The sequence below is a fragment of the Ruegeria sp. HKCCA4633 genome (assembly GCF_013034605.1).
GTDB lineage: Bacteria > Pseudomonadota > Alphaproteobacteria > Rhodobacterales > Rhodobacteraceae > Ruegeria.
Window position 1 is genome coordinate 61,992 of the sequence record NZ_WQGJ01000003.1, and the last position, 24,340, is coordinate 86,331.

The 24,340-nt window shown below is 55.9% G+C and carries 21 protein-coding genes, 1 tRNA gene, 1 pseudogene and 1 riboswitch; of the genes and pseudogenes, 11 read left to right on the plus strand and 12 right to left on the minus strand.

Annotation, left to right across the window (positions count from 1 at the left end; translation table 11 throughout):
- The first annotated feature begins 121 nt into the window (after nucleotides 1-121).
- Nucleotides 122-1,000 carry an alpha/beta fold hydrolase gene (locus tag GOV85_RS09685; protein WP_171177437.1) on the plus strand — a complete coding sequence of 293 codons (879 nt, stop codon included), beginning with the start codon at nucleotides 122-124 and terminating at the stop codon, nucleotides 998-1,000.
- A 13-nt stretch (nucleotides 1,001-1,013) separates the two neighbouring features.
- On the opposite strand, the gene GOV85_RS09690 is transcribed toward GOV85_RS09685, so the two are convergent.
- Complete coding sequence (locus GOV85_RS09690; RefSeq protein WP_171177439.1) at nucleotides 1,014-1,622, minus strand: carboxymuconolactone decarboxylase family protein; 609 nt, start codon at nucleotides 1,620-1,622, stop codon at nucleotides 1,014-1,016.
- 134 nt (nucleotides 1,623-1,756) lie between these two features.
- Between GOV85_RS09690 and GOV85_RS09695 the strand changes: the two genes are divergently transcribed.
- Nucleotides 1,757-2,932 (plus strand): peptidase S41, encoded by a 1,176-nt coding sequence (locus GOV85_RS09695; RefSeq protein WP_171177440.1) that lies wholly within the window; start codon nucleotides 1,757-1,759, stop codon nucleotides 2,930-2,932.
- A gap of 178 nt (nucleotides 2,933-3,110) precedes the next feature.
- Nucleotides 3,111-5,069, plus strand: a complete 1,959-nt coding sequence (parE, locus tag GOV85_RS09700) for a DNA topoisomerase IV subunit B (protein WP_171177441.1) — start codon at nucleotides 3,111-3,113, stop codon at nucleotides 5,067-5,069.
- Between the two features lie 4 nt (nucleotides 5,070-5,073).
- Here the strand turns inward: parE and GOV85_RS09705 are convergent, their stop codons facing one another.
- A complete protein-coding gene (locus GOV85_RS09705) occupies nucleotides 5,074-5,505 on the minus strand; it encodes a hypothetical protein (protein WP_171177443.1) in 432 nt (143 codons plus the stop codon).
- A gap of 311 nt (nucleotides 5,506-5,816) precedes the next feature.
- Here GOV85_RS09705 and GOV85_RS09710 point away from each other — a divergent pair, with 311 nt between their 5' ends.
- Together GOV85_RS09710 and GOV85_RS09715 are read left to right on the plus strand one after the other, a co-directional pair.
- On the plus strand, nucleotides 5,817-6,788 hold the full coding sequence (locus tag GOV85_RS09710) for a UDP-glucuronic acid decarboxylase family protein (RefSeq protein ID WP_171177446.1): 972 nt from the start codon (nucleotides 5,817-5,819) through the stop codon (nucleotides 6,786-6,788).
- A 204-nt stretch (nucleotides 6,789-6,992) separates the two neighbouring features.
- Nucleotides 6,993-7,274, plus strand: a complete 282-nt coding sequence (locus GOV85_RS09715) for a hypothetical protein (RefSeq protein ID WP_171177448.1) — start codon at nucleotides 6,993-6,995, stop codon at nucleotides 7,272-7,274.
- Between the two features lie 15 nt (nucleotides 7,275-7,289).
- On the opposite strand, the gene GOV85_RS09720 is transcribed toward GOV85_RS09715, so the two are convergent.
- The 3 genes from GOV85_RS09720 to GOV85_RS09735 form a co-directional block, all read right to left on the minus strand.
- Nucleotides 7,290-8,129: a DMT family transporter gene (locus tag GOV85_RS09720; protein ID WP_171177450.1), complete on the minus strand. Its 840-nt coding sequence runs from the start codon at nucleotides 8,127-8,129 to the stop codon at nucleotides 7,290-7,292.
- 99 nt (nucleotides 8,130-8,228) lie between these two features.
- On the minus strand, nucleotides 8,229-8,999 hold the full coding sequence (locus tag GOV85_RS09725) for an alpha/beta hydrolase (protein ID WP_171177452.1): 771 nt from the start codon (nucleotides 8,997-8,999) through the stop codon (nucleotides 8,229-8,231).
- A gap of 867 nt (nucleotides 9,000-9,866) precedes the next feature.
- Nucleotides 9,867-10,541 carry a TIGR04283 family arsenosugar biosynthesis glycosyltransferase gene (locus GOV85_RS09735; RefSeq protein WP_171177454.1) on the minus strand — a complete coding sequence of 225 codons (675 nt, stop codon included), beginning with the start codon at nucleotides 10,539-10,541 and terminating at the stop codon, nucleotides 9,867-9,869.
- A 73-nt stretch (nucleotides 10,542-10,614) separates the two neighbouring features.
- Between GOV85_RS09735 and GOV85_RS09740 the strand changes: the two genes are divergently transcribed.
- Together GOV85_RS09740 and GOV85_RS09745 are read left to right on the plus strand one after the other, a co-directional pair.
- The gene (locus GOV85_RS09740; protein WP_171177457.1) at nucleotides 10,615-11,352 is read left to right on the plus strand and encodes a folate-binding protein YgfZ; all 738 of its coding nucleotides are present in this window, start codon (nucleotides 10,615-10,617) and stop codon (nucleotides 11,350-11,352) included.
- Between the two features lie 112 nt (nucleotides 11,353-11,464).
- Nucleotides 11,465-12,406, plus strand: coding sequence for an ABC transporter transmembrane domain-containing protein (locus GOV85_RS09745; protein ID WP_171177459.1), 942 nt, complete (start codon nucleotides 11,465-11,467; stop codon nucleotides 12,404-12,406).
- 54 nt (nucleotides 12,407-12,460) lie between these two features.
- On the opposite strand, the gene efp is transcribed toward GOV85_RS09745, so the two are convergent.
- Nucleotides 12,461-13,024 carry an elongation factor P gene (gene efp / locus GOV85_RS09750; RefSeq protein ID WP_171177461.1) on the minus strand — a complete coding sequence of 188 codons (564 nt, stop codon included), beginning with the start codon at nucleotides 13,022-13,024 and terminating at the stop codon, nucleotides 12,461-12,463.
- A gap of 218 nt (nucleotides 13,025-13,242) precedes the next feature.
- Here efp and GOV85_RS09755 point away from each other — a divergent pair, with 218 nt between their 5' ends.
- A complete protein-coding gene (locus tag GOV85_RS09755) occupies nucleotides 13,243-13,563 on the plus strand; it encodes a DUF6280 family protein (protein ID WP_037310273.1) in 321 nt (106 codons plus the stop codon).
- A gap of 82 nt (nucleotides 13,564-13,645) precedes the next feature.
- On the opposite strand, the gene GOV85_RS09760 is transcribed toward GOV85_RS09755, so the two are convergent.
- Nucleotides 13,646-14,215, minus strand: coding sequence for a cobalamin biosynthesis protein CobQ (locus GOV85_RS09760; protein WP_171177463.1), 570 nt, complete (start codon nucleotides 14,213-14,215; stop codon nucleotides 13,646-13,648).
- Nucleotides 14,216-14,277: 62 nt separating this feature from the next.
- On the opposite strand from GOV85_RS09760, the gene GOV85_RS09765 reads away from it, so the two are divergent.
- Nucleotides 14,278-15,735 (plus strand): cobyric acid synthase, encoded by a 1,458-nt coding sequence (locus GOV85_RS09765; RefSeq protein ID WP_171177465.1) that lies wholly within the window; start codon nucleotides 14,278-14,280, stop codon nucleotides 15,733-15,735.
- 3 nt (nucleotides 15,736-15,738) lie between these two features.
- On the opposite strand, the gene GOV85_RS09770 is transcribed toward GOV85_RS09765, so the two are convergent.
- From GOV85_RS09770 to GOV85_RS09780, 3 genes are all read right to left on the minus strand, one after another.
- Complete coding sequence (locus GOV85_RS09770) at nucleotides 15,739-16,512, minus strand: hypothetical protein (protein WP_171177467.1); 774 nt, start codon at nucleotides 16,510-16,512, stop codon at nucleotides 15,739-15,741.
- Between the two features lie 73 nt (nucleotides 16,513-16,585).
- Nucleotides 16,586-18,004 carry a TolC family outer membrane protein gene (locus GOV85_RS09775; protein WP_171177469.1) on the minus strand — a complete coding sequence of 473 codons (1,419 nt, stop codon included), beginning with the start codon at nucleotides 18,002-18,004 and terminating at the stop codon, nucleotides 16,586-16,588.
- A 95-nt stretch (nucleotides 18,005-18,099) separates the two neighbouring features.
- The gene (locus GOV85_RS09780; RefSeq protein WP_171177471.1) at nucleotides 18,100-18,753 is read right to left on the minus strand and encodes a protein-L-isoaspartate O-methyltransferase; all 654 of its coding nucleotides are present in this window, start codon (nucleotides 18,751-18,753) and stop codon (nucleotides 18,100-18,102) included.
- 226 nt (nucleotides 18,754-18,979) lie between these two features.
- On the opposite strand from GOV85_RS09780, the gene GOV85_RS09785 reads away from it, so the two are divergent.
- Nucleotides 18,980-19,053: transfer RNA gene (locus GOV85_RS09785), tRNA-Cys, on the plus strand.
- Nucleotides 19,054-19,552: 499 nt separating this feature from the next.
- Here GOV85_RS09785 and GOV85_RS09790 read toward each other — a convergent pair.
- The gene (locus tag GOV85_RS09790; RefSeq protein WP_171177473.1) at nucleotides 19,553-20,368 is read right to left on the minus strand and encodes a hypothetical protein; all 816 of its coding nucleotides are present in this window, start codon (nucleotides 20,366-20,368) and stop codon (nucleotides 19,553-19,555) included.
- A 660-nt stretch (nucleotides 20,369-21,028) separates the two neighbouring features.
- Between GOV85_RS09790 and GOV85_RS09795 the strand changes: the two genes are divergently transcribed.
- A complete protein-coding gene (locus GOV85_RS09795; RefSeq protein ID WP_171178075.1) occupies nucleotides 21,029-22,885 on the plus strand; it encodes an SLC13 family permease in 1,857 nt (618 codons plus the stop codon).
- Between the two features lie 80 nt (nucleotides 22,886-22,965).
- Here the strand turns inward: GOV85_RS09795 and GOV85_RS09800 are convergent.
- A pseudogene (locus GOV85_RS09800) lies at nucleotides 22,966-23,943 on the minus strand (NAD(P)-dependent oxidoreductase); the annotation flags it as partial.
- Nucleotides 23,944-24,068: 125 nt separating this feature from the next.
- Nucleotides 24,069-24,286: riboswitch (cobalamin riboswitch) on the plus strand.
- The last annotated feature ends 54 nt before the right edge of the window (nucleotides 24,287-24,340 follow it).

Sequence of the window (24,340 nt, forward strand, 5' to 3'; positions counted from 1 at the left end):
CAACTTATCCTTTTTCTGCTGTCCTGAATGAGGGCTAGCAGAAACGCCGAATATCCGCTTTGATTGGTGTCAAATTGATGCCTCAAAAACCCATAAATTCCTCAGCGGATCAGAGGTTCCGATGCACACATCTTTTGCCAACCTCAATGGCCAGCCATTTTACGTCCGAACTTGGGGCAAACCGGAAGCGCCACCGCTTTTGATGCTGCATGGTTTCCCGGAATTCGGCGGCGCGTGGGCGGATCTCGCCCCTTATCTGGCGGATCGCTTCTACTGCATTGCACCGGACCAACGTGGATATGGCCAAAGCTGGTGCCCTGAAGGGGTGCAGAGCTATGCCCTATCTCAACTGGTGTCCGACATGGCCGCTTTGATTCAGAGCCACGGTGCACCGTTTACCATACTAGGTCATGACTGGGGCGCGTCGGTGGCCTATGGCCTTGCAATGTATCGGCCAGATCTCGTGAGGCAACTTATCATAGCCAACGGCGTGCATCCGGTTCCGTTTCAACGCGCCATGGCCGCAGGCGGTGCGCAATCAGAGGCCTCGCAATACATCAACCAACTGCGGGCGCCCGATGCAGCGCAAAAATTGTCCGAAAACAACTTTGCATTGCTTGAAAGGTTCTTTCGCCACGGCATGGGACTGGATTGGCTGATCGAAAGCCGGATGGCCGAATACCGAGTCGAATGGGCGCGACCAGACCGGTTAAAGGCGATGCTGAACTGGTATCGCGCCTCTCCACTGGTTGTCGCTCAGCCGGGGCTTCCCGCAACAGACCTGCCGGATCTACCCTTTGATCGACTGCACGTCCGATGTCCGCATTTGTTGCTTTGGGGACCAGATGACAAAGCCCTTTTGCCCGAGGCAACTGAAGGCTTGGAAACCTTCGCGCCCAACCTAACCCGGATCACGATCCCTGAAACTGATCACTGGCTGCATCACCAAAAACCGCAGGACGTTGCACAGGCCATTCTGGATTGGGTCCAAACGGCCTGACCTTTCTAGTGTCTTAACGATGCCCCCAATCGTCGGGGTTGTCAGAATTGTTCGGCGACAAACCCAATTCGTCGCCATCGGTTGAACATCCCAACCCCAGCACCGTCCGGTTTGCATAAGAGAAGTACGAACAGACCTGATTGACCTCAAGGATCTCTCCGTCGTCCCATCCGGCCTCGCGCAGGGCGATCACATCCGCCTCGACCATATCCCCCGGCGTTTCGGTCAGTTTACGGGCATAGATCATGGCAGCCAGCTGCGCTGCATCCAGCGGAGCAGCAGCCGGATCGCGCGCCTCAATCGCCGCCCGGATCGCTTTGCCTTTCGCTTCATCGCCAAGTAACCGCTGTAAGCCGGCAAAATGATGTTCCACGCAGTACCCGCAACGGTTCAGAGAGCTCACCCACACGCCCAGGACCTCAAGAAACCATTTCGGGATCTTGTTGCCCGAGTGATGCAGCACTGCCTTGTAGATCGCCATATGACCTTCCATCGAATGCGGCCGCAGGCTGTGCGCCATCATGATGTTGTCCACATTGTTGTCTGGGCCTGTCACACGGTCGTAGAGTTTGCGCAGCCTGCCCGTGGCCTCAGCGAAGGGGATGGTTTTGATCCAGCTCATTTGGGGTCCTGTTGTAGTGTTTGCTTAATGGCCAGAGACTATGAGCGCTTTGAGCTGGTGGCGAGACGAATTCGGCAAATCACGACGATGAGCCCAATCTGGACATAGATGAGCGTTCATGCGCAGTGTCATTCATGCCGCTGACGCAAGACTTGAAGCTAATTTTGGAAACTGTCCTGCCAACCGATCCCAGTTTTCGGCGGGTCAATGAGGCTGAAGTAGACAGCTACATCAATGACTGCCGGCGATGCGCTTTGGCGGGCTCCATTGACGCTTTTTTGTTGTCCGCGATGCGCCTGTTGGCACTTCCAAACAATGGTCACACACGGCTGATCCCGAATGATGCGATCTCGGTGCTACCGCTGAGGTTTGTGAGCATAGGGCGTTCCGTTCAAGTCATTGCGGCGGCATCAGGAGAAACTGCACTGCGAGGAGAGTTGATAGCAGTCAACGGTGCGGCTTTGAGCCAAATCGAAGCCGCGGCAGAGAAATTTCTGGCGGGAACGTCCCAAAGAAAACGGGTCGTCGGACCGCTTCTTCTGGCTTGGCCATACGCATTGGCACGTTTGGGTTTTTCTGCAAAAGACGCGACGACCGAGTATCGTGTGCGGAACAAAAATGGGCAGATAACCAAACTGAAAATGGCGAACAGAAATACTGCTCCTGCCTCGTCGCTCTACCCCAGAAACGAGCACGGCAAGACTGATCCCGCCTGGGAACCCGAAACCTTCGTAGCGATAAAGGGCTGGCAAGGGCTTGGGCTTTCGATGCAGTTGCCAAGTTTCTTTGACCCTGGTGAAACTGCACTTCCTAAAGCCATCTCAGGTGCAGCGGACCGCGTGAGAGCCTGCTCAAACAAAACGCTCTTAATTGACGTTCGCGGAAACACCGGCGGCAATTTTCTTATGGCGATGCCCTTGATCGAGGCGATTTCGCAAAGCGCAATTGAGCAGGTTGTGGTGCTTGTCGATAAATTCACGTTCTCCGCAGCGATCGTGTTTGTAGCCATCCTGAAACATCGTTTGGGACATCGACTCAAACTCATCGGGGAAGAAATGGGCGACGGTTTGATGTTCTTTGCCGAAGGCGGCTTGCTCAACTTGCCGACGAGCGGAGCCGTCGTGCGGTATTCGTCAGCCTTTCACGACTGGGAAGGTGGAACGTCTGGCGAAACCACACCGCCCGAAATAGCCCGGCAAATCGTACCCGCAGGAGCACTGAATTTGGACCGGGAATGGGTCGAGGGACCTATTGGTGAGGATGCACAAGGCGCGTTCTATCAACGCGTTCTCAAAAGTATGAGCGATTAGACGAACGGCCGTCAAATCCTGCAGCGCTGTCAAAAGCAAAGCCAGGCGTCGCAAGCACAGCAATGAGTCCGTTTGGTGCCCAGCGCAACCCAAAGCTTCCACAACACCTCGCGCCCCTCTTCCCCCGGACCACATCACCTGCCATAATAGGAGAAACTCAAAAACAAGAGCAGCACCCATGCCCGACGATCTGTTGACGCCCGAAGCGACCAATACCTATGACGCCTCCTCGATCGAGGTGCTTGAAGGGCTGGAACCGGTCCGCAAACGCCCCGGCATGTATATCGGCGGCACCGATGAGCGCGCGCTGCATCATATGGTGGCTGAAATCCTCGACAACTCGATGGACGAGGCAGTGGCGGGCCATGCCAACCGGATCGAGGTCGAGCTGCACGCGGATTACGCGCTGACCGTGCGCGACAACGGGCGCGGCATTCCGATTGATCCGCACCCCAAGTTCCCCGACAAATCCGCGCTTGAGGTTATCCTGTGTACCCTGCACGCGGGTGGTAAATTCTCGGGCAAGGCATACCAGACCTCGGGCGGTCTGCACGGTGTGGGTGCATCCGTGGTGAACGCGCTGTCGGATTCAATGGTCGTGCAGGTGGCGCGTGACAAGACGCTTTTCGAACAGCGGTTCTCACGTGGTGTTCCGCTGGGCCCCGTGGAAAAGGTCGGCGCGGCCCCCAACCGGCGCGGCACGACCGTCACCTTTCACGCGGATGCGGACATCTTCGGCCACCACAAGTTCAAACCCGCACGCCTGTTCAAATCCATCCGCTCCAAGGCCTACCTGTTCTCGGGCGTCGAAATCCGCTGGAAATCCGCCATCGACGACGGTGAAACACCGACCGAGGCCACCTTCCACTTCCCCGGCGGCCTGTCGGATTACCTGAAAGAGACGATGAACGGCTCGTCCACCTATGCCGAGCAGCCCTTTGCAGGTACCGTCGATTTCAACGAAAAATTCGGAACCCCCGGTAAGGTCGAATGGGCGATCAACTGGACGCCCTCGCGCGATGGGTTCATCCAATCCTACTGTAACACCGTGCCCACGCCCGAAGGCGGCACCCATGTGGCGGGGTTCTGGGCCGCGATCCTAAAGGGGATCAAGGCTTACGGAGAACTGATCAACAACAAGAAGGCCGGTCAGATCACTCGCGATGACTTGATCACCGGCGGCTGCGCGCTGGTATCTTGCTTTATCCGCGAACCGGAATTCGTAGGCCAGACCAAAGACCGTCTGGCCACGGTCGAGGCCCAGCGGCTGGTCGAAAACTCGGTCCGAGACCATTTCGACAACTGGTTGGCCGCCGACACGAAATCCGCCGGCGCGATCCTGGATTTCCTCATCCTGCGAGCTGAGGAACGCCTGCGCCGACGGGCCGAGAAGGAAACACAACGCAAGTCCGCCACTAAGAAACTTCGTCTTCCCGGCAAGTTGGTGGACTGTAGTAGTTCAACACGGGACGGCACGGAATTATTCATCGTCGAGGGCGATTCTGCGGGCGGTTCGGCAAAAATGGGTCGGGACCGAAAAACGCAGGCCCTACTGCCCCTGCGCGGTAAGATTCTGAACGTGCTGGGCGCGGCCAGTTCGAAACTGGGCACCAACGCCGAGATCAACGATCTGACCCAAGCGCTGGGTGTGGGTCTTGGCACCAAATTCAACGTCGACGACCTGCGCTATGACAAGGTCATCATCATGACCGACGCGGATGTGGACGGGGCGCATATCGCCTCGCTGCTGATGACGTTCTTCTTTACCCAGATGCGCCCGATGATCGACGCGGGCCACCTGTACCTCGCCTGCCCGCCTCTGTACCGCCTGACCCAAGGCGCCAAACGCGTTTATTGTCTGGATGAGGCCGAGCGCGACGAGTGGCTTGAGAAAGGTCTCGGCGGCAAGGGCAAGATCGACGTATCGCGTTTCAAAGGTCTGGGCGAGATGGACGCCAAGGACCTGAAAGAGACCACAATGGACCCCAAATCCCGGAAATTGATCCGGGTCACCATCGACGAGGACGAACCCGGCGAGACCGGTGATCTGGTCGAGCGCCTGATGGGCAAAAAACCCGAACTGCGGTTCCAGTATATTCAGGAGAACGCGCGGTTTGTGGAGGAGTTGGATGTTTGACCAACTATCTTGATACACGCCGGAATCGACTGCCCTTTTCAAAAACTGAGAAGATTGCATCTTTTGCTTTCTCCCAAGCATCCGAACTGGAGTAGATCAAGTCGTAGTCTTTGAGAACTACCTGCTCCACATCAGCGCCGAGCAAAAACTCAGCCCGTAACTGCTCGCGCTTAAGACCGATAGAATTTGCCGATTTGGCAAACAGATTAACAACTCCGGGGGGTAGCATTGACCTTCTGGGTTGGAATGCGGCTTCCGTCGCATCGAAAGGCTTACCGTTTGATAGCGCAACGTTGTTTGGACCATTGAGAGAAATGAACAAGTGTCGTGCGGAGCCTGTCAAAACCGCCTGGTAGTTTGCAGTCTTTCGCGCCTTCTCTATCTCAACAAACAAAGAATTTGCATAAAGTCCAAGCTGACGGTTTTTCAGATGCAAGGCTATTTGGCTTGTCAAATTACAGCTCCAACTTTGGTTTCGTAAGATGCGTGTTCGCACCCGGTACTTTGCCTGCAATGATTTTGGTGTAAACACCCTTCCTACCTAAAACGAAACTTCGCGCCCGGCCCGAGGGCGCGTGCTTGATGCTGCGCATCTAGCATTGTTTGGATAGGAAGACGCACCAACCCCACACACGCCTTCAAAAAACCAAAATCTACTGCAATTCAAATCCCTTCGGTTTACTAATCAAACCAAGACCCGGCTTCCTTGTGACAAGCTGGCTTGGATTTAACGATTAAGGATTTGCAATGGCCCGCCTTTATGACAGTCGAAAACGTGTTCTCGTAACCGGTGGGGCCGGTTTTCTGGGCTCGCATCTGTGCGACCGGCTTCTGGATCAGGGGCACGAGGTTTTGTGCGTCGACAACCTGTTCACCGGCACCAAGCGCAACATTGACCATCTGCACAACAACCCGCGGTTCGAGTTCATGCGCCATGATGTAACCTTCCCGCTGTTTGTGGAGGTCGACGAGATCTATAACCTCGCCTGTCCGGCCTCACCCGTGCATTACCAGCACGACCCGGTGCAGACGACCAAGACCAGCGTGCATGGCGCGATCAACATGCTGGGGCTGGCGAAGCGGCTGAAATGCAAGATCTTTCAGGCCTCAACTTCTGAGGTCTATGGCGATCCGACCATCCATCCGCAGACCGAAGATTATTGGGGTAACGTCAACCCGGTTGGTCCGCGCTCTTGCTATGACGAGGGCAAGCGCTGCGCCGAGACGTTGTTTTTCGACTATCACCGGCAGATGGGGTTAGAGATCAAGGTGGCTCGCATCTTCAACACCTACGGCCCCCGAATGCACCCTGCCGATGGGCGCGTCGTGTCGAACTTCATCATGCAGGCCCTGACGGGTGAGCCGATCACGATCTTTGGCGACGGTACACAAACCCGGTCTTTCTGTTATGTGGATGATCTGATCGAAGGGTTCATCCGGTTGATGGAGACCGACAAAGACGTCACCGGCCCGGTCAATCTGGGCAATCCCAATGAATTCTCGATGAACGAGCTGGCCAGTGAGGTTCAGGCGCTTGTGGGCACCGACACACCGATCAGTTTCAAGGACCTTCCGCAGGATGACCCCAAGCAACGCCAGCCCGACATCACTCTGGCCCGGACCTTGCTGAACTGGGAACCCAAGGTGCAGTTGAAGGAAGGGTTGGAAGCAACAATCAGCTATTTCAGAAAGCTACAGTCCGAAGCCGCGTCCCACTGAACAAGGGGGTGCATTCCCCCTATTGGACAGGATAGCTCAGGTCTGTGCCTGGGCATCAACAGGCTGGCACGCAGGAACGGTGGCAACTTCTTGTTGCCTAAACCTTTGACCCCGTTCACACTTACCGCAACATACCAACAATGGCTTGAGGTCCGGGCGTCCAATAATTTTTTACCGACTACGATTTTAAGACGGGAGGACGACATGAAAACTTTAACCTTCGGACTGGCCCTGACCCTGCTGGCCTCACAAGCCCCTGCGCAGCAGATGCTCAGCACTGCATCCCCCATTCCGGACGGGGCCGAAAGCCGGTTTTGTTATTACGAAGGCATGGCCTATTCCGAAGACGCCTTTGTCTTGATGGTCGGCGATAACACAGTCACGACCACAGTCAGCACGGTTCAGGAACGCTTGCTGCGCTGCCACCGCAACAGCGACGGCACTTTGAAATGGAAACCACAGAGCACATTCTCGACCAACAACTAAGCGCTGCGCCCCTGATCAGACAGCGAGTCCAATCAAAGCAACCCCAGCGGCCATGAGCACGGCGGCCCCCAGCCGTCGTATCCAATTGCCTTCTTTGAGGAAGATGAACCCGATCAGCGCAGCAAAGATGACCGAGGTTTCCCGCAGCGCCGAGACAGCGCCCAATGGGGCAAAGTTCTTGGCATAAAGCACCAGCCCATAGGCGGTCATCGAAACCAGCCCGCCCAGAATGCCTGTCATCCAGACCTTGGTCGGCAGGTATCTCAAGCTTGCACGCTTCTTAATCCCGACAAAGCCTGCAATGAACAGATGCAGGAAAGCCCCCCAGGCCCAATAGCTGAGCGTATTGCCTGACAGCCGAACGCCGATCCCATCCACAACCGAGTAGATCGAAATACAGAACCCGGTGCCCAGCGCAAAGCCCAACGCGCTGCGCCCCACGCCCGAGCGCAGCGCCTTCCAACTGCTTAGCTGAATGCCAAATGCAATCAGGGCAATGCCACCCCAAGCTTGCAAGGGCAGCACCTCCCCTACCAGAAGCATCGCCCAAAGCGAAACCAGTGCCGGAACGATGCCCCGCGCAATGGGGTAGACCACACTCAGATCGCCATGCTGATAGGCTTTGCCCAGCATGAAGTAATACCCGAAATGCACAACGGTCGAGAGCAGGATGTAAATAAAGCTTTCAGCACTGGGCAATGGCAGGACCATCACCATCACGGCTGCCGGCAACACGTGGCCCAAAGCAACAAGGCCCAACATCGTCGTGCGATCCGCCGCTGTCTTGACGATGGCGTTCCAGACCGCATGCAGCAGTGCCGCAGACAGAATGATAAGGATGACAAACAGGGTCATGCCCGGACCTTTCCCGCAGATACTATGCGCAAAAAGGGTCTCTGGCCCTATTCACTTGGCGCGATCTCGGCCAAAACGCCGATTTTTGTCAACCCGGTTTCACATGGGCTGTTGACCAAGCCAGCTTTCGATTTGCTCAGCAGGCCCCTGCCAGCCCGGCTCCATAAACAGAAAATGTGCGTGGTCCGGAATCAGCAAAAAGGTTCCGCGTTTCCCGTACCGCTCTGCCAATGCGCGGCAGGTGTCGGGGTTTACCGCCCGGTCTTCTGCACCGGAAACGACTAGAACCGGGCAGTCGACCTTTTCGAAATCGACCTTTATCGCGTGATCGTCATCAAACATCCAAAAGAACATTTCGAACATCACGCGCCCGCTTTCAGCCCCCAATTGATCGAACACGGCGTGTTGCTGGGCCACGTCCATTTTATTTAGGGCAAAGGGCGCCATCAGGTCGAACTCAACCCGCATGGGCTGTTTCCAGAAGGCCCCGCCTTCCATCAACGCCCGCGGCACGGCGCGTTCGTCGTCTGTTTCTGGCAACGTGCCCCAGGGTGCATTCGGATTAATCAACACGATAGCGTTGGCCAAACCGCGTGAGGCCACCTGCTGCGCGACAACACCCGCGATGGCGTGACCCAGCAGAACCGGCTTGCTGTCCAGACCCTGTACAATTTCCGCTATGTCATTGGTGTAATCCAACACGCTGGTTTCAGTCAGCCCGGGGTCAGGGTCTGCTTTCGGATCACCGCCATGATGGCGCAAGGCGGGGGTGTGTACAGTCCATCCCCGATCCCGAAAGAAGGTCGCGTAATCTTGCATACACCAGGGTCCGGCAAATGCCCCATGAATCAGAACAATTTCTTTTGTCATCGAAATCTCCCGTGGCTCTTCGGTCAGTATGAGCATCCGGTAAGATGTTACAACTGCCCGTGATCCCTGTTGCAGGACGCAGGTCAGGTCCTAAGATCGAATTCATGAGTTTTGTGACCGACAACCAACTGCCTTTGCTGATTCTGTTTTTTGTAGTGGGATCGATCGGAACGGCATTTCTGTTCCGCAAACCGGCGGGGCATCGGGCTTGGAAGCTGGCCGACCTGGTTTGGGTCGTTCTGGGCGGCATTGGGGCGCTGGTCGCTGTTCTGGCCGGGCTGTACACCTCGGACAGCTCTCGGTTGGATCGTCAGATCGACGTGGCCTATGCGGCCACTCTGGCTTTTGATCGCGACGCGGCACGGTTTCGCCTGCGCTTTTGTGATCCTGCCTTTGATCCGGACACGGCCGTTTTGTGCGACAAGGTCGAGTTCCTGTCGGCTTCAACGGCCAGCAATTCAGAATTGCCGTTGTTCATTGCCGTCACCAATGAGGTCGCCCCATTACAAGGCCTGCATTTCCTGTTCGGACGTCAAGCCAAGGATGACATGGATGAAATGCGCAGCGCTGCCGCGCAGGCTGACGCCTTCGATATCGACCAGTTTCTGGTCTTCACCTCGCTGGACGACGAAACGCAGACCGCTATCGACAACATGCGCCGGAAAGTACCAGCCATTGCCGGGGACTACCTGATCCTGGCCCAAAGCTATGATGATCTGATCGATCAGGTCGGCAAATTGAAAGACGAATGGGAATATTTGCAGGCCAATGCTCATATACTGGTTCTGCAAATCGTGGCCCTTTGCCTTGTCAGCTTTGCGGCCCCGTTTCGGTTGGGGAAATCGCTGGTCGAGCTGCGTACGACACTTATCGCCGATACGCCTGCGCCAACACCTGCGGATCCGTCCCCAGAAAATAACGCAGCAGAGTCCACAGATTCCGACTACCCCGCCGAATCCAGCCCGCCTGCTCATACCGCTCCGCGCTCGTAAAGGCACGCGCATCCAGAAGTGTGATCCGGGGTAAACTACGTACCAGCGCCACGTCCTCCATCAAAGGTTGGTCGGGATAGCCGCCTGCAGCGTGATAGATTTCGCGTGGCACCAAAAGCCCCTGATCCCCATACGGCAGCCTGAAAACCCGGCTGCGCAGATTGGCCCAGCCCGAGACCCATCCCGGCGCAATACCCCGCGCTCGGAAAGCCAACCGGAAAGCCGCAGGTCCTGTGCTGGATAGATGGGCGCTCACCGCCTCGCTCCAGCCCCTTTCCAATACGGTGTCAGCATGCAGGATCAGCACCCAATCCCCACCAGCCTCTGCGCAACCCCGTCGCAACTGCCCGCCGCGCGAAGGCGTACCTGTCACAATCCGGGCTCCGGCCTCTTCCGCGATTTCCAGTGTTAGGTCGGCAGACCCGCCATCGCTTATGATTAGGTCCCGGATTAGCCCGGCGTGCAGCCCTTCCATCAATGCCCCAAGGCATTCGGGCAAGGCATCGGCAGCGTTCAGGGTCGGAATAACAACAGAGATCGGGGCTGGCACGTCTGATACCCTCTGGTCTTGGCGGCGGATCTTCCTATATCACGAGGCCAAGGGAAATGACGAGGACCAAGCCATGCCCACCCGCCGCATCCTGCGCCTGACCGGCTCGGACACCGAAAGCTTTTTGCAGGACCTGATCACCAATGACATTCAGGGTTTAAATGACGGGCTTGTTTATGCCGCGCTGTTGACGCCGCAAGGCAAGTATCTGGCAGACTTCTTCCTCAAGCGCGATGGCGATGGCGTTCTGCTGGATGTGGCCGAGCACCTTGCCGATGATCTGATCAAACGTCTGAGCATGTACAAGCTGCGTGCAGATGTGGCGATCGAAAGCACCGACCTGAACCTGCACCGCGGGTCAGGTTGCGCGCCAGAGAACGCGTTGCCCGACCCGCGGCACCCTGCCTTGGGCTGGCGTATGTATTCTGCGGCACCCGAACAGGATGATGGCACCGATTTCGATGCCCTGCGCGTTCAGCACTGCATTCCCGAAGCGGGTACTGAGCTGACCCAGGACAGCTATATCCTCGAATCTGGGTTCGAAGCGCTGAACGGCGTGGATTTCAAAAAGGGCTGCTATGTAGGTCAGGAAGTGACCGCGCGCATGAAGCACAAGACCGAATTGCGTAAGGGCCTGCGTCGCGTTGTTGTCGACGGCACCGCGCCCGTGGGGACCGAGATCACAGCCAACGGCAAATCGGCCGGCACCCTGTTCACTCAATCTGGGGGCCACGCCATCGCCTATTTGCGTTTCGACCGCGCAGGCGGCGAAATGCAGGCGGGCGAGGCGACGGTGCGACTTACCGACTAAGTACCGCTTGTTGCCTAATCAGCACGAACTCCTCGTCGACACACATCCCCAAGTTTGAACCTGTTCCCCAGCCCTGCCAAACTGAGGGAAACAGGTCAAACCGGATACACCCATGTTTCGACTATATTCCGCGATCTGGCGCGCCAGTGCCGGACGGCAGATCATCCTTATCGTACTGTCCATCGCCATTGCGGCGCTTGCCGCCGTTCCGCTGGAGTTTCAACGCGATATCGTCAACCATCTGACGGCGGATGATGTCGGCACTGAAAAGCTGATCCAATTGGGTATTGGTATGATGGCCGTTATCCTGCTGAGCCTGGGGCTGAAATGGGTTTTAGGGTACCGCGCGGGTACCTTAGGTGAAGACATGATCCGACTGATCCGGCAGCGCCTGCTATGGCGTTCAACCGATCTGAAGGAAACGGGCGCGGACCTGCGCAAAGGCACCATGACCACGGCCATTTCCGCCGAAGCCGAAGAACTGGGGAAATTTGCGGGCGGCGCATTCTCGGATCCGGTGGTTCAGATCGGTACGCTGATAAGCGTAATCGGCTATATTTCATCCACGCAACCGGGACTTGGGCTGATCGCCTTCTCGATGATCGTGCCGCAGATCATCATCGTTCTGGTTTCGCAACGCAAAGTGAACACTTTCGTGGCAGAGCGTGTCCATATCCTGCGCGGCGCCACAGACCGGCTGACGACCGAGGATATGGAAGCGGTTGAGCGGGACATCAACATTATGTTTGACGACATTTATGACACGCGGCGACGTATGTTCCTGTGGAAACTGTCGGCCAAATTCCTGCTAAGCGTGATCAACGGAGCGGGAACCGTCGGCATTCTGATGTTGGGCGGTTATCTGGTGTTACAGGGGAAAACGGATGTGGGCACCGTTGTGGCCGCCGCCAGTGGCCTTAGCCGTATACAGGGGCCGACTGCATTTCTGATCGCTTTCTATCGCCAGGTCAGCGCCAATCGCATCAAGTATGAACTGATGCTGGAACTGTTTGGACCCGACCCAACACGGTATCGTCATCGCCCTAACGCATAAAAAAAGACCGCGCGGCGAATGCCTGCGCGGTCTCTTGTAAAAAGTGACGAAACGTCACGCGCGTTCGGAATACTCCATCGTTTCGGTATTCACGACGATCATTTCGTCCTGTCCGATGAAAGGCGGCACCATGACCTTCACGCCGTTGTCCAGTACCGCAGGCTTAAACGAATTTGCCGCCGTCTGGCCCTTTACGACAGGCTCGGTCTCGACGATCTGGCAAGTCACTTTCTGCGGCAGCGTCGCGTTCAGCGCTTCGCTTTCGTAGAATTCAACGACGATGGTCATGCCATCTTGCAGGAACGGACGACGTTCGCCCAGCAAATCTGCTGGCAATTCAATCTGTTCGTAGGTCTCGGTATCCATGAACACCAGCATCCCGTCGGATTCGTACAGGAATTGCTGGTCCTTCTGTTCCAGGCGGACGCGTTCAACCTTGTCCGCTGACCGGAAGCGTTCGTTCAATTTCGAGCCATTGCGCAGGTTGCGCAGTTCCACTTGGGCAAATGCCCCGCCTTTGCCGGGCTTTACATGGTCTACCTTGACCGCTGCCCACAGGCCGTCGTTATGCTCAAGCACATTGCCGGGGCGAATTTCGTTCCCATTTATCTTGGGCATTACATAAATCCTTCACAAACGGTTGATGCATCAGTTGCGGTCCCTATATCTGGCGGGACCACACCTGACAAGACAACGACACCTAGTGCTGCACTTGCAGCAAGCCATGCAAGTGACGCAACGCAACTATGCATTTTAGCTGTATCCGAATCGCACCTAATAGGTCATAAGGACCCTCACGCCGAAAATGCAAGAGCAAGAACAACAAGGAAGACGAGATGAGAGATTTCGTTGACGGCACTGCCTTTAACAACGAGCAAGGCAATCGTGCGCGCAAACTTTTCGCGGCCGTTGTGTTGGCTGCACTTGACGATGCTATCGCCGACGACAAGAAATACGGCAATGGCCCCGAACAAATCGCCCGCTGGGCACGTTCGCGCGATGGTCGCGAGGTGCTGTCCTGCGCAGGTATTGACCCTAACGAACGGGTTGTCAGCGGACTGATGGAGTTCGTTGGCCGTGGCGTGCGGACCTCGGTCGCATTGTCACGCGAAGAAAGCGAGCGTCGCAATGCCGCTCAGCAGGCTGAAGCCGCCTGATCCCAGGCGATTTCGCACCAGAAAAAACGCGCTCTGCCCGTCAAAGCGCGTTTTTCTTTGCTTTGTTTCGCGGTTTTCGCGCCTAAAAAAACAACAGCCACTGGCGCGCCACCCAAATTTCAGCCGCCAACATGATACCAAACATGGCCCTGCCCCAAACAGGCAGGCCACGCTGCCAAAGCACAACATAGGCGGCCAAACACACTGCCGCAGAAACTGGTGCCACCCACAAAGCGTGATGGCTGCTGTCCCAATAGCTGACTGCGCTGTGAAACACCCAATCGCTCAGAGGCCAGAACTGGGGTCGTCCGTCACCGGCGTGCAGGAAGAAGTCTGTCGCTAGATGCAAAAGACCTGCCGCAGCCCCGACAGCGACAAAGTGCCAGCGACGCCAAACTGCCAATATCAGTGCACACCCCCAGATGATAAAGGAGTTGTCGATGGCAAAGACGGTCTGCCAGGCCTGCGAATAGTACAGTTGCCCAAAGACCACCTGTTCCGGAATACCCAGAACAAACAGCGACACCGTCGCCATGAGATACAGAGACAGATCCGGCAGCACCGCCCCGAGCAAGGCGGCCAACAAGATACGCCCCTGCGGCGGCCGGGCAAAAGCGGCGGCACCGATCAAAAGATGCGCTGGCGTGTTCATCCGGGGCTTTCCCTTCCGGTTCAAATCAGGTCATCTGCGCCCCGACATATAGGAGACAAACCATGGTTCGCGCCATCATGATTCAAGGCACTGGCAGCAATGTCGGAAAATCGGTTCTTGTGGCCGGGCTTGCGCGGGCCTTTACCCGGCGAGGCATGCGGATTGCTCCGTTTAAACCACAAAACATGTCGAACAACGCAGCGGTCACCGAGAACGGGGGCGAGATCGGCCGCGCGCAAGCGCTTCAGGCCCGTGCAGCGCGGCGGGCGACCCATACTGACATGAACCCCATCCTGCTAAAGCCCGAGACGGACACTGGCGCTCAAATCATCGTGCAAGGGCAGCGCGCGGGAACTATGAAGGCCGGAGATTACCGCAAGGACAAGTCCAAGCTGCTGGGGGCCGCGCTGGAAAGCTTCGACCGGCTTTGTGCAGATGCTGATCTGGTCCTGATCGAAGGCGCGGGAAGTCCAGCCGAAACCAATCTGCGCAAGGGTGATATCGCCAATATGGGCTTTGCCTGTACCGCAGGTATTCCGGTGGTTCTGGTCGGTGACATTCATCGCGGCGGCGTGATCGCGCAGATCGTCGGCACGCAGGCCGTGCTGGACGACGGCGATCTGGCCCAGATTCGGGGCTTTGCCGTTAACCGGTTCAAAGGGGATGTGTCCTTGTTCGACGAAGGGCGCGACGACATTGCCGTCCGCACAGGCTGGCCGTGTTTGGGCGTGGTTCCATGGTTTCACGACGCATGGAAATTGCCTGCCGAGGATATGATGGACATTCGGTCCCATACCGGAGGTAAGTGCAAGGTCGTCGTGCCTCAGCTCGAACGTATGGCCAATTTCGATGACCTCGACCCGCTGTCAGCTGAGCCTGGTGTGAGCGTTGAGATCATTCCCGCAGGACGCCCCCTGCCCGGCGACGCTGATCTGGTTCTGCTGCCCGGCAGCAAGTCCACCATAGGGGATCTGACTTACTTCAGGGCGCAGGGGTGGGATATCGATCTTTACGGCCATGTCCGGCGTGGCGGGCATGTTCTGGGACTGTGCGGTGGGTATCAGATGCTGGGCAAGACCATCTCTGATCCAGATGGCGTCGATGGCAGACCCGGAAAGGTCGACGGGTTGGGTTTACTGGACGTTCACACCGTTATGGGCGGACAGAAACAAGTCATTCTGCGTTCGGCTCATGCCCTGCCTGACCGGGAACCGGTCAGCGGGTATGAAATCCACATGGGTCACACCAACGGCTCTGATTGCGACCGGGCGTGGCTGGAGGTCGATGGAAAACCGGAAGGTGCCGCCAGCGCCAATGGACGGATCAAGGGCAGTTACCTGCACGGCATCTTTTCGTCCGACGCGTTCCGGGCACGTTATCTTTCAAAGTTGGGCGTGACCTCTGACGTCACTTATGAGGACGGCGTGGAACAGGCGCTGGACGATCTGGCAGATCATCTTGAACGCCACATGGACCTTGATCTGCTGCTAAGCCTTGCCCAGCCGCCTCAGCGCGGTTGAGGTTCAATCCAGTTCTTTTGCGGCCAAGGCGCGCGCAATCTCGCGTCTGACCATCTTGCGAACATTTCGCGTTATCCGCTCGCCCATCGTGCCCTGCAATTCCTGCCGGACAACTTCAGCGATCAAAGCGCGCAAATCGTCTTCATCCATATCGATCGTTCGATCTTTGTCGGCAGCCTCTGCAACCACCTCGGATTCTTCCCGCGGCGCGCGGATGAACTCTGCCTTTACGTGTGCGTCGCCCTCTTCCTCGATGCCGCCAGTTAGGTTGACGTCATTCGAGCCTATGGACTCGGCTGCAGCAAATTCTTCTTCCACATTCCAAGGCAAAGATTGCGACCGCGTTCCGGAATAGGCGTCTTCGCTGTCACCATCCGGTTCCCATTGATCTTCTGTCTGCGCGATCGCAGCTTCTAGGGCTTCGATCTTGGCGCTCAGGCTGGATGCAGCATCCGCCGATCGCGCAGGCTTTGGCGCGTCGGACTCGTCCTGTGCAGCATTGGCCGACTGCTTGCCCGCCTGCACAATATCACAGGACCGAAGCAACATAGGTTTGGCCGAGTCGGAAACCTCAGAATCCGAGTCGGCCTGAGCAGAAACCACATTGGCCTGATTGGAAGAGCTGACACGCAAAGCATCCGTCAAAACCAGCCGTCCTGGCTTTTTTGTTGCAGGCTGTTGATCCAAGACGGATTTATTGCGGGTGTCTTCGCTTACCAAACGTTTGACCGAAGACAGAACGTCTTCGATCCCTGCTTTTACGACATTATCAGTCATTGTTCTCTACCGCTCTATCCTTGGATCGAGTGTAGCTAAACAATCCCAACCTCACAACAAATAGTATAGTCGATCAGTCCCGACGCAACGCTTTGAGGACGCGATCCAGATCCTTGCTTTGTTTGCTGACCCGTGCTGGTGCATTTTTCACCAAGTTATAGTATAAGGTCGGATCATAGATCTGAACCGCCAGACCCAAACGCTCGGCCGTCAACAAACCTTGCGCTTGCAACAACTGATAGGCCGCGCGGGACCGCTCGGTGCGCGATGCCACTTCGGCCAACTGCGCATCCAGCAGGTCTTGCTGTGCGTTCAAAACATCCAAGGTCGTCCGAGCACCCAATGTCGCTTCTTCGCGAATGCCGTCGAAAGCCACTTGCGAGGCGCGAACTCGTTCGGTTGACGCCCTAAGGCTGGCACTGGCGGCCTGAAACGCCGCGTAGCGATCGGTGACACCTTGAGTGATGTTTTTCTGCACATTCAGCAAGTTTGCACGCGACGCATCCCGTGTCGCCATTGCCCGACGAATATTCGCCGCTAACCGGCCACCCGCATAGATGGGTTGATTGAAATTCAGCGAGATGGTCGCATCGTTGATGTAATCATTGTTGTCGTAGCTTTCTGTCACCCCTGCGTCTGCGTTCAGGCTGACATTCGGACCAAGATTGGCCCGTTGTTGCTCCACGATCAGGTCAAAAGCGCGAACCTGATGTTGCGCCGACAGGATCGCCGGATGGTTGCGTTGGGCCAGGCTGATGGCCTCAGCCTCGGATCGCGGCAGGTTGGGCAGGCTCGGCTGACCCGCTGTGCGCCCCGGCGCTTTACCAACCGCATTCACATATTCGGCCTGCGCGATGCTCAACTCACCACGGGCGACCGCCAGATCCGCCTGCGAGCTCGCCAATTGCGCTTCGGACAGGGCAACGTCTGTCCGGGTCACTTCGCCAACTTCAAATCGGTCATTCGACGCCCTGAGTTCTTCAGCTGAAACCTCGACGTTGTTCTGGCGGATTTGAACGGTTTCTTCCTGCAGCAGCACGCCCAAGTAAGCGTTTGCCGCGCGGATCAAAATCTGCTGCTCAATATCGATCAGGCTTTGTCGGGTCGACAACACCGTTTCCTGCGCAGACTGTTTGCCCAGAATCGACGCGCCGCCATCATACAAAAGCTGACCCAGGGTCAGACCCGTAAAGAACCGAGAAGGTTCGTTGGTCGTAACCACATTGTTAGTCCGTGAACGGGTATAGTCCTGGCTGACCTGCACGGTCCAGTTGATGATGGGCCGCAACGCCGACAGCGCAATAGCTACATCTTCATCCGCAGCCCGCAACAGCGCCCTGTTCTGTTCCAGCAAACCACTTGTGTTATACGCGCCAATGAAGGCGTCTGTTATGTTGTCTGCCCACGCTACACGCCCTGGCATCACGCTGATGGCAAGTCCTGCGGTCACTGCAAGCGCCCTGACCAGCTTACCTGTCGCCGTACCACGCATACCGAAATCCTCTCAAAACGAAATTACACTGCCCTGCAGGCAGTTTGCGGCCTTGTTTTCAACTAATCAAGGCGGCAGTAGAATCTATCGGCGGACTATAGCGAAAATGCACACTCGGCCGAAAAACCCTCAAGAACAGGTGCGCTGGCGTTAAACGCATCGCGCCAGCTGACCTGACCGCCCGACTTCCGACCGATCCGCACAGTGCCGAGGTTGCCTTCGACGAACAAACAAGCGATTCGACCATGTTCCTTGAGCTGGTCCAGCAATTCTGCGGGGATCTGCTCAACCCCGCCTTGAACCATGATCACGTCATACGGTCCATGTTCAGCAACGCCCTGCTCAAGCGGCCCCACATGGATAATGGCATTGTCGACATCCGCCTCGGCCAGAAGGCTCTGCGCCTCAGCGGCAAGCGCCTCGTCGCTTTCCACTCCTACGACCAACTGCGCCATCCGCGCAGCCACGGCCGTGGAATATCCCATGGCAGGCGCGATATCGAGCACCATCTCATCGTTCGAAATGTTCAGCGCATCCAGTATCTTGGCCAGGGTGCGCGGCTCAATCATCGCGCGCCCGTTCCCCATATCGATCACTGCATCGGCATAGGCCGCTTCACGCTGAGAATTTGGCACAAAGTTTTCGCGAGGGACGTGCAGCATCGCGTCAATGATCGGGAATTTGGTGACGTCAGAGGGTCGAACCTGTGTATCAACCATTGTGCGGCGCCGGGCTGCGAAATCTTTCATTGGATATCTCGTCTCATTCCCAAGGATGTCCGGCTTGTGCCACATCCTGACCCGGCCAGCAACGGCCCTGTTGCCGCAACCCAACTTCATCGTTGTCGAATTCAGTCATGAGGTACCGCGAATTTCAATCTTGTCGCCAAATTTGCACGCAATCCACTGGACGACCCTGAGGAAAGCTGCTAAAACCCCACGCACACCACGGCAAGTATTTGATTTTACTTGAAAAGGCGAGTTGGCGGAGTGGTGACGCAGCGGATTGCAAATCCGTGTACACCGGTTCGATTCCGGTACTCGCCTCCAAATCAGTCAACCACTTTCGTGACGCCTTGCCGCGTTCTTGCGCCCACAATTAGCGGTGCGATTATGTTTTTGTGCCTTTAGGCCGCGATTTTGCTCGATTGGGTTTAGGCAATACCGTGTCGTTTTCATTCGGAACTGCCTGCATGTAACACTCGATAACTTGCGCTATGCAGCATGCCGACCAACCCCGATAACATCGCGAGTTGGCGTAGTGACAGAGCTGCGTTCAGCAATCGGGTCGCGGCTGTCACGTGTGCAACTAATAGTTAATAGTGCCCTCAATCAGCCATTGATCCATCGAGGTGTCCCAACCTCGTGCCGTTACTTTGCAATTTGGGTCGAAGCCACCATGCAAGGTCCTCCGACCTTGGTTTCAAAATGCGATGCAAATCAAATGGGTACTTCAGGCAATCAGTTTTGCCAATATGGCCAATGACTAAGGCAGGTGATTCCAAATACACGCCCCATCCCAAGCTTAGACTTGAATTGCCGGGCCTGTCTAAATTTGAGAGCCCATTTCACGCATTGCTTCTATTATGGTGTTCGCACGAAGTTTTTTTTGACCATCAGGCTCCTTAACCTGGCTCGCCATCGTCCAAGCCTGTAGCAAGCGGTCCTCCAATTCTGGATCATGTATCTTTTTCAAGTGAGGATCTGAAAACAGGTCTGGATCATTGGCGGGAAGAAGCTGTTCCACATTGTCTTCTTTCAATTGCTCCCAAGCGCCAATCCAACGTGCATCACGCCCCTGTTTGATTGCTTGTTCGGTCTTTTGGAGAAAGTTCTCAAGCACGCTTGGCGTTAGACCTCGATAACGCTCAGTATCTTTAAAATCCAAACCTTTTGTAAGCTCGATCAGTTTCGCTCTTTGCAGCTGAGAAATCGTATCTCCTGCTTCAGCGCAATTGAATCGCACCCATTTCTTAAAGTGTACCTCTCTCGGCCCGGCGCCGACATTAAGACGCTGCTCGGATGCCGCCGCGCCAAAGTCCGTGATTCCCAGCTCTTGCAAAAAACGTTTTGCGACTCCTTCACACTTCACTTCCCTAGTGTAAGGCAGCACTCTCACTTCGATTTCAGGAAACCTATTGAATGAGCCCCATAAGGGCAGTCTAGTAAATTGCAAAGACCGTCGATCTGCAAATTCGCGGAAACTATCAAAGCGTTGAAAGGCGGAAACCATTTGCGAATACGCCGAGTCTAATCCAGTGGCAGGGTGACGCAAAAAAAGAATACATGTTATTCTATAACCCAAATCCTCAAAATAGTTCTTAATTCGTTCCAAGCAAAGCGGTTCGCGCATAATCACAAACATTGTCTCTGAAGAAATTAGGAGATCTGGGAAGCCTGCGCCCGTTATCTCTGCGGTTAGGCTTTGAATTAACCCGGACAAATCTGTCCGCGCTGGCAATCCAGATATCGCACGCACAAGCTGGTGGTGTGCGCCATTCGTGTTCTGCCCTGCACTCGGAACGAACAGCCCGTGGTGATTAAACCAATCTCTATTGTCCAGAAGAAGTGTTTGAATTGACGTCGTTCCAGTCTTAGGCGCGCCAATATGCAGATAACAGTGCCGTGAGATGTCAAACTACCTTAACTATCAAGTCTTTGCCCGAGTTCGTGTTGTGAAAGCCTGACACCAACGTCACTTTGAAGTCAACTGGCACATATAGCACCTTCGGGTGGCGTTTATGATCGGGCTTTATAGAGAGCATTCCGGGCCATCCAGCCTGAAGCCGTTCGACCCTATAGCACATGTCAGAAGCTGAGATATCGGGTCTGGTAGCGTGTTGCCGCGCATTCGAAGAAGACAGTCATCGCCACCAAACACACCCAACCCAGTGCGAAGTATTATGTCCCTCATTCGGTCTAAAACGAAATTTCATGACAACGCGAACGGAATGGACTAAGGACTAATGCAAGAGAAGCCAAAATATCTGGACGAATTGTGGAATACATAGCATTTACCTTCGAGATGGGGGTCGTTTGCGCCCTTCTCGCTTTCACTGTTTTCCTGTTTGTGTCCGAGATCGTCAGAATTGATCTTTCCGCAATATTGGTTTTGGTTCTTGTCGGCTTGCTAAGCTACGCGCCCGGCCTTGAGAATCTGGCGGATGTGCCGCGTCTGTTTGATGGATTCGCGTCAAACGCAGTTATCTCGATCATTGCGGTCATGATTGTTGGCGCTGGACTGGACAAAACTGGCATCATGAACAAGGTTGCGGCTGCTATTTTGAAATATGGCGGCAAGTCGGAAAACCGGGTTCTGCCGATCATATCCGGAACCGTTGGCGTCATTTCGTCTTTCATGCAGAACGTGGGCGCGGCCGCATTGTTTCTGCCGGTTGTCAGCCGGATATCCTCGCGATCTGGAATACCTCTGTCGCGCCTGCTTATGCCGATGGGGTTCTGTGCGATTCTGGGCGGCACGATGACGATGGTGGGGTCTTCACCGCTGATCTTGCTTAATGATCTGATCCAGACAGCAAATGACGGATTGCCGGACTCTCAGAAAATGCAACCGTTCGGATTGTTCTCGGTAACGCCGATCGGTGCGGTATTGATCCTGACCGGCATCGGGTATTTTCTGTTGCTGGGGCGCTGGGTTCTTCCCGAAGCGGAAGGGGAAGACAACACTGGCACCGGTCAGGGCACACAGGAGTATTTGCAGAGGGTCTACGGGCTAAAGGCAGATGTATTCGAAGTTGTTGTGCCCGCGGAAAGCCCGCTGGTGGGAAAAATTCTTGCCGATATCAACCACGAGAGCCACCTGTACATCATTTCAACTTTCTATCGCGGTAAAACCTCGATGGTTCAGGTTCTGACCGCAGAAATCGCGGCCCCTTGTCGGCTGGCTATTGTCGGACGACGTTCTGAGGTTCAGGAATTTGCCACGAAATACGGTTTGACCGTTCTTCCTGATCTGGACATTTTTGTTGAAGAGTTCGCCCCCACCAATGCCGGCGTGGCCGAAGTGGTTATCACCCCGGACAGCAAACTGATCGGGAAATGCCCGCGTGAGCTTTTGTTCCGCAAGACTTATGGCATGTCGCTGCTTGCCATTCACCGAGGGGAAGAAACGCTCAGCCACGTTGAGACTGAAGATCACGAATCCACTCAGATAGGGCTTGAAAAGTTCCATGCCGGGGACATGCTTGTTGCGCATACCCGTTGGGACAACCTTATGCGGATCACGCGCGATCCCGATTTCGTTGTGGTGACAACCGATTTTCCACAGGATGAACTGAGGCCGCAGAAGGTCGGGTGGGCCCTTGCCTTTTTTGCCATTTCATTGTCCCTAATCCTGTTCACGGACGTGCGCCTTTCGCTGTGTCTTCTGACCGGGGCAGCCGGAATGATGTTGACCCGCGTGCTTAGCGTGGATGAGGCCTATCGTGCCGTTGGATGGAACACCGTCTTCCTGCTCGCCTGCCTCATACCTTTGGGACAGGCCGTGCAGAACACCGGCACAGCTGCATGGATCGCACAGCAAATCATGGTCATTCTTGACGGCTGGCCACTTTGGTCGCTTCAAGCAGGCATTGCCGTTCTGGCAACAGCGTTTTCATTGGTCATGTCGAACGTTGGCGCCACCGTTCTGCTCGTACCACTGGCCGTATCAATTGCCGTGGCTGCAGGAGGCAACCCAGCAGTCTTTGCACTCACAGTCGCCATATCAACCTCGAACAGCTTCATCATCCCGACCCATCAGGTCAACGCACTGATCATGGGTCCGGCCGGATACAAGGTCATGGATTTCGTACGCTCGGGCGGCATTATGACTGCTTTGTTCCTGATCGTTTCGTTGGTGATGATCAACGTCCTGTACTAGCGTAGCAATCGGGGCCGGATTTATGGGCTGACCAACCCCGACTGCCAATGACACCTCACTGGAAAGCCCAGGCTGGACCTTTACGCCGGACCTCGCCCTTGCGGAACAACCTCGTACCCTGGCTCTTCCGGTTCATCATCTTCCATCTCCGGCGGGAAACCGGGGGCTGTGATGTCCAGGCCTGTCGCCTCTTCCAGTCGTTTGATGATATTCGGCGACAGCTCGCGATCCCCATACCGGGCAATGCCATCTTCAAAAATCTTGATCATGACCGGGTTCATTTCCAGAGGCACCCCGGCGCGGTCAGCGACCTCTTGAAACAGACCAATGTCCTTTTTCACCAAGTCCATAGTGAAAGAAATATCGCGCGATCCGTTCAGGATGACCTGACTTTCCGTTTCATGCACAAAGGACGTACCGGACGAGATTTTTATCGCCTCGTATGTTGTGTTCAGATCCATCCCGGCAGCCTTTGCCGTGACCAGCGCTTCGGCGCAGGTGATCAGGTTGGCCGTGGCCAGATAGTTGGTCATCACCTTCAAAACCGAGGCAGAGCCCAATTCACCAGTGTGCAAAACACGCCGCCCCATGGTGGTCAGAAACGGCAGAATTCGCTCAAAAGTCGCACGATCACATCCCGCGAAGATCGAGATATTGCCGGTGGCCGCCCGGTGGCACCCGCCCGAAACCGGGCAGTCCACTGCCGCGCCTCCGCGTTCGATCACCTCGGCCCCCAAACGCTTGACTTCGGCCTCATCGGTTGTCGACATCTCCATCCAGATTTTGCCGGGGCCCACTTCGGGCAGCATCTCTTGCATGACCGCATCTGATGCCGCAGGCGATGGCAAGCAGGTGATGACGGCATCGCAATCGCGCATCAACTGTGCCGGACCTTCGGCTGCCTTTGCGCCAAGGGCGACGAACTCGCCCACCAGATCCGCGTTCAGATCATGCACTATCAGATCAATCCCGTTTCGCAGCAAGGAACCCGAAAGCTTGCCGCCAACGTTTCCCAACCCGATGAATCCTACTTTCATATGTCGCCTCTCCCTGCTGGCTTGTACCCGTCATGCGATCACGGATTTATCTGACCATTCATGCCGCCCAACGACAACCACAGGTCGCTTTTCACACCCACACCCTGATGTTACGCGCAACGCGCTTGACAAGCGGGCCAGCGGTGCCGCATGACCCATTCGTTGGTGTCGGCAAGAGCCGATGAAAAGGGAATGCGTCAACGGATCTTCCGCCAAACGCAGCCGCCCCCGCGACCGTGACCGGAGAGGGTGCCCAATGCCACTGGCCAAGGCCGGGAAGGCGGGACATCCGACAGAGGACCCTGACGTACCGGGCCTCTGACATCCGCAAGCCGGGAGACCTGCCAGCACCCGAAGTTGAAACCGGGCGGGGTGTTCCGGTATCGGGTCCATGTTGCAACACGTGGCCCGCTTGAAA

Excerpts from the sequence above, each read along its gene's own strand:
- GOV85_RS09790 (WP_171177473.1), bottom strand. The coding sequence starts at position 20,368 with ATGTTTGTGATTATGCGCGAACCGCTTTGCTTGGAACGAATTAAGAAC.
- GOV85_RS09710 (WP_171177446.1), top strand. The coding sequence starts at position 5,817 with ATGGCCCGCCTTTATGACAGTCGAAAACGTGTTCTCGTAACCGGTGGG.
- GOV85_RS09755 (WP_037310273.1), top strand. The coding sequence starts at position 13,243 with ATGAGAGATTTCGTTGACGGCACTGCCTTTAACAACGAGCAAGGCAAT.
- efp (WP_171177461.1), bottom strand. The coding sequence starts at position 13,024 with ATGCCCAAGATAAATGGGAACGAAATTCGCCCCGGCAATGTGCTTGAG.
- GOV85_RS09795 (WP_171178075.1), top strand. The coding sequence starts at position 21,029 with ATGGGGGTCGTTTGCGCCCTTCTCGCTTTCACTGTTTTCCTGTTTGTG.
- GOV85_RS09770 (WP_171177467.1), bottom strand. The coding sequence starts at position 16,512 with ATGACTGATAATGTCGTAAAAGCAGGGATCGAAGACGTTCTGTCTTCG.
- GOV85_RS09775 (WP_171177469.1), bottom strand. The coding sequence starts at position 18,004 with ATGCGTGGTACGGCGACAGGTAAGCTGGTCAGGGCGCTTGCAGTGACC.
- GOV85_RS09720 (WP_171177450.1), bottom strand. The coding sequence starts at position 8,129 with ATGACCCTGTTTGTCATCCTTATCATTCTGTCTGCGGCACTGCTGCAT.
- GOV85_RS09745 (WP_171177459.1), top strand. The coding sequence starts at position 11,465 with ATGTTTCGACTATATTCCGCGATCTGGCGCGCCAGTGCCGGACGGCAG.
- GOV85_RS09715 (WP_171177448.1), top strand. The coding sequence starts at position 6,993 with ATGAAAACTTTAACCTTCGGACTGGCCCTGACCCTGCTGGCCTCACAA.
- parE (WP_171177441.1), top strand. The coding sequence starts at position 3,111 with ATGCCCGACGATCTGTTGACGCCCGAAGCGACCAATACCTATGACGCC.
- GOV85_RS09685 (WP_171177437.1), top strand. The coding sequence starts at position 122 with ATGCACACATCTTTTGCCAACCTCAATGGCCAGCCATTTTACGTCCGA.
- GOV85_RS09725 (WP_171177452.1), bottom strand. The coding sequence starts at position 8,999 with ATGACAAAAGAAATTGTTCTGATTCATGGGGCATTTGCCGGACCCTGG.
- GOV85_RS09690 (WP_171177439.1), bottom strand. The coding sequence starts at position 1,622 with ATGAGCTGGATCAAAACCATCCCCTTCGCTGAGGCCACGGGCAGGCTG.
- GOV85_RS09780 (WP_171177471.1), bottom strand. The coding sequence starts at position 18,753 with ATGAAAGATTTCGCAGCCCGGCGCCGCACAATGGTTGATACACAGGTT.
- GOV85_RS09760 (WP_171177463.1), bottom strand. The coding sequence starts at position 14,215 with ATGAACACGCCAGCGCATCTTTTGATCGGTGCCGCCGCTTTTGCCCGG.
- GOV85_RS09695 (WP_171177440.1), top strand. The coding sequence starts at position 1,757 with ATGCCGCTGACGCAAGACTTGAAGCTAATTTTGGAAACTGTCCTGCCA.
- GOV85_RS09740 (WP_171177457.1), top strand. The coding sequence starts at position 10,615 with ATGCCCACCCGCCGCATCCTGCGCCTGACCGGCTCGGACACCGAAAGC.
- GOV85_RS09765 (WP_171177465.1), top strand. The coding sequence starts at position 14,278 with ATGGTTCGCGCCATCATGATTCAAGGCACTGGCAGCAATGTCGGAAAA.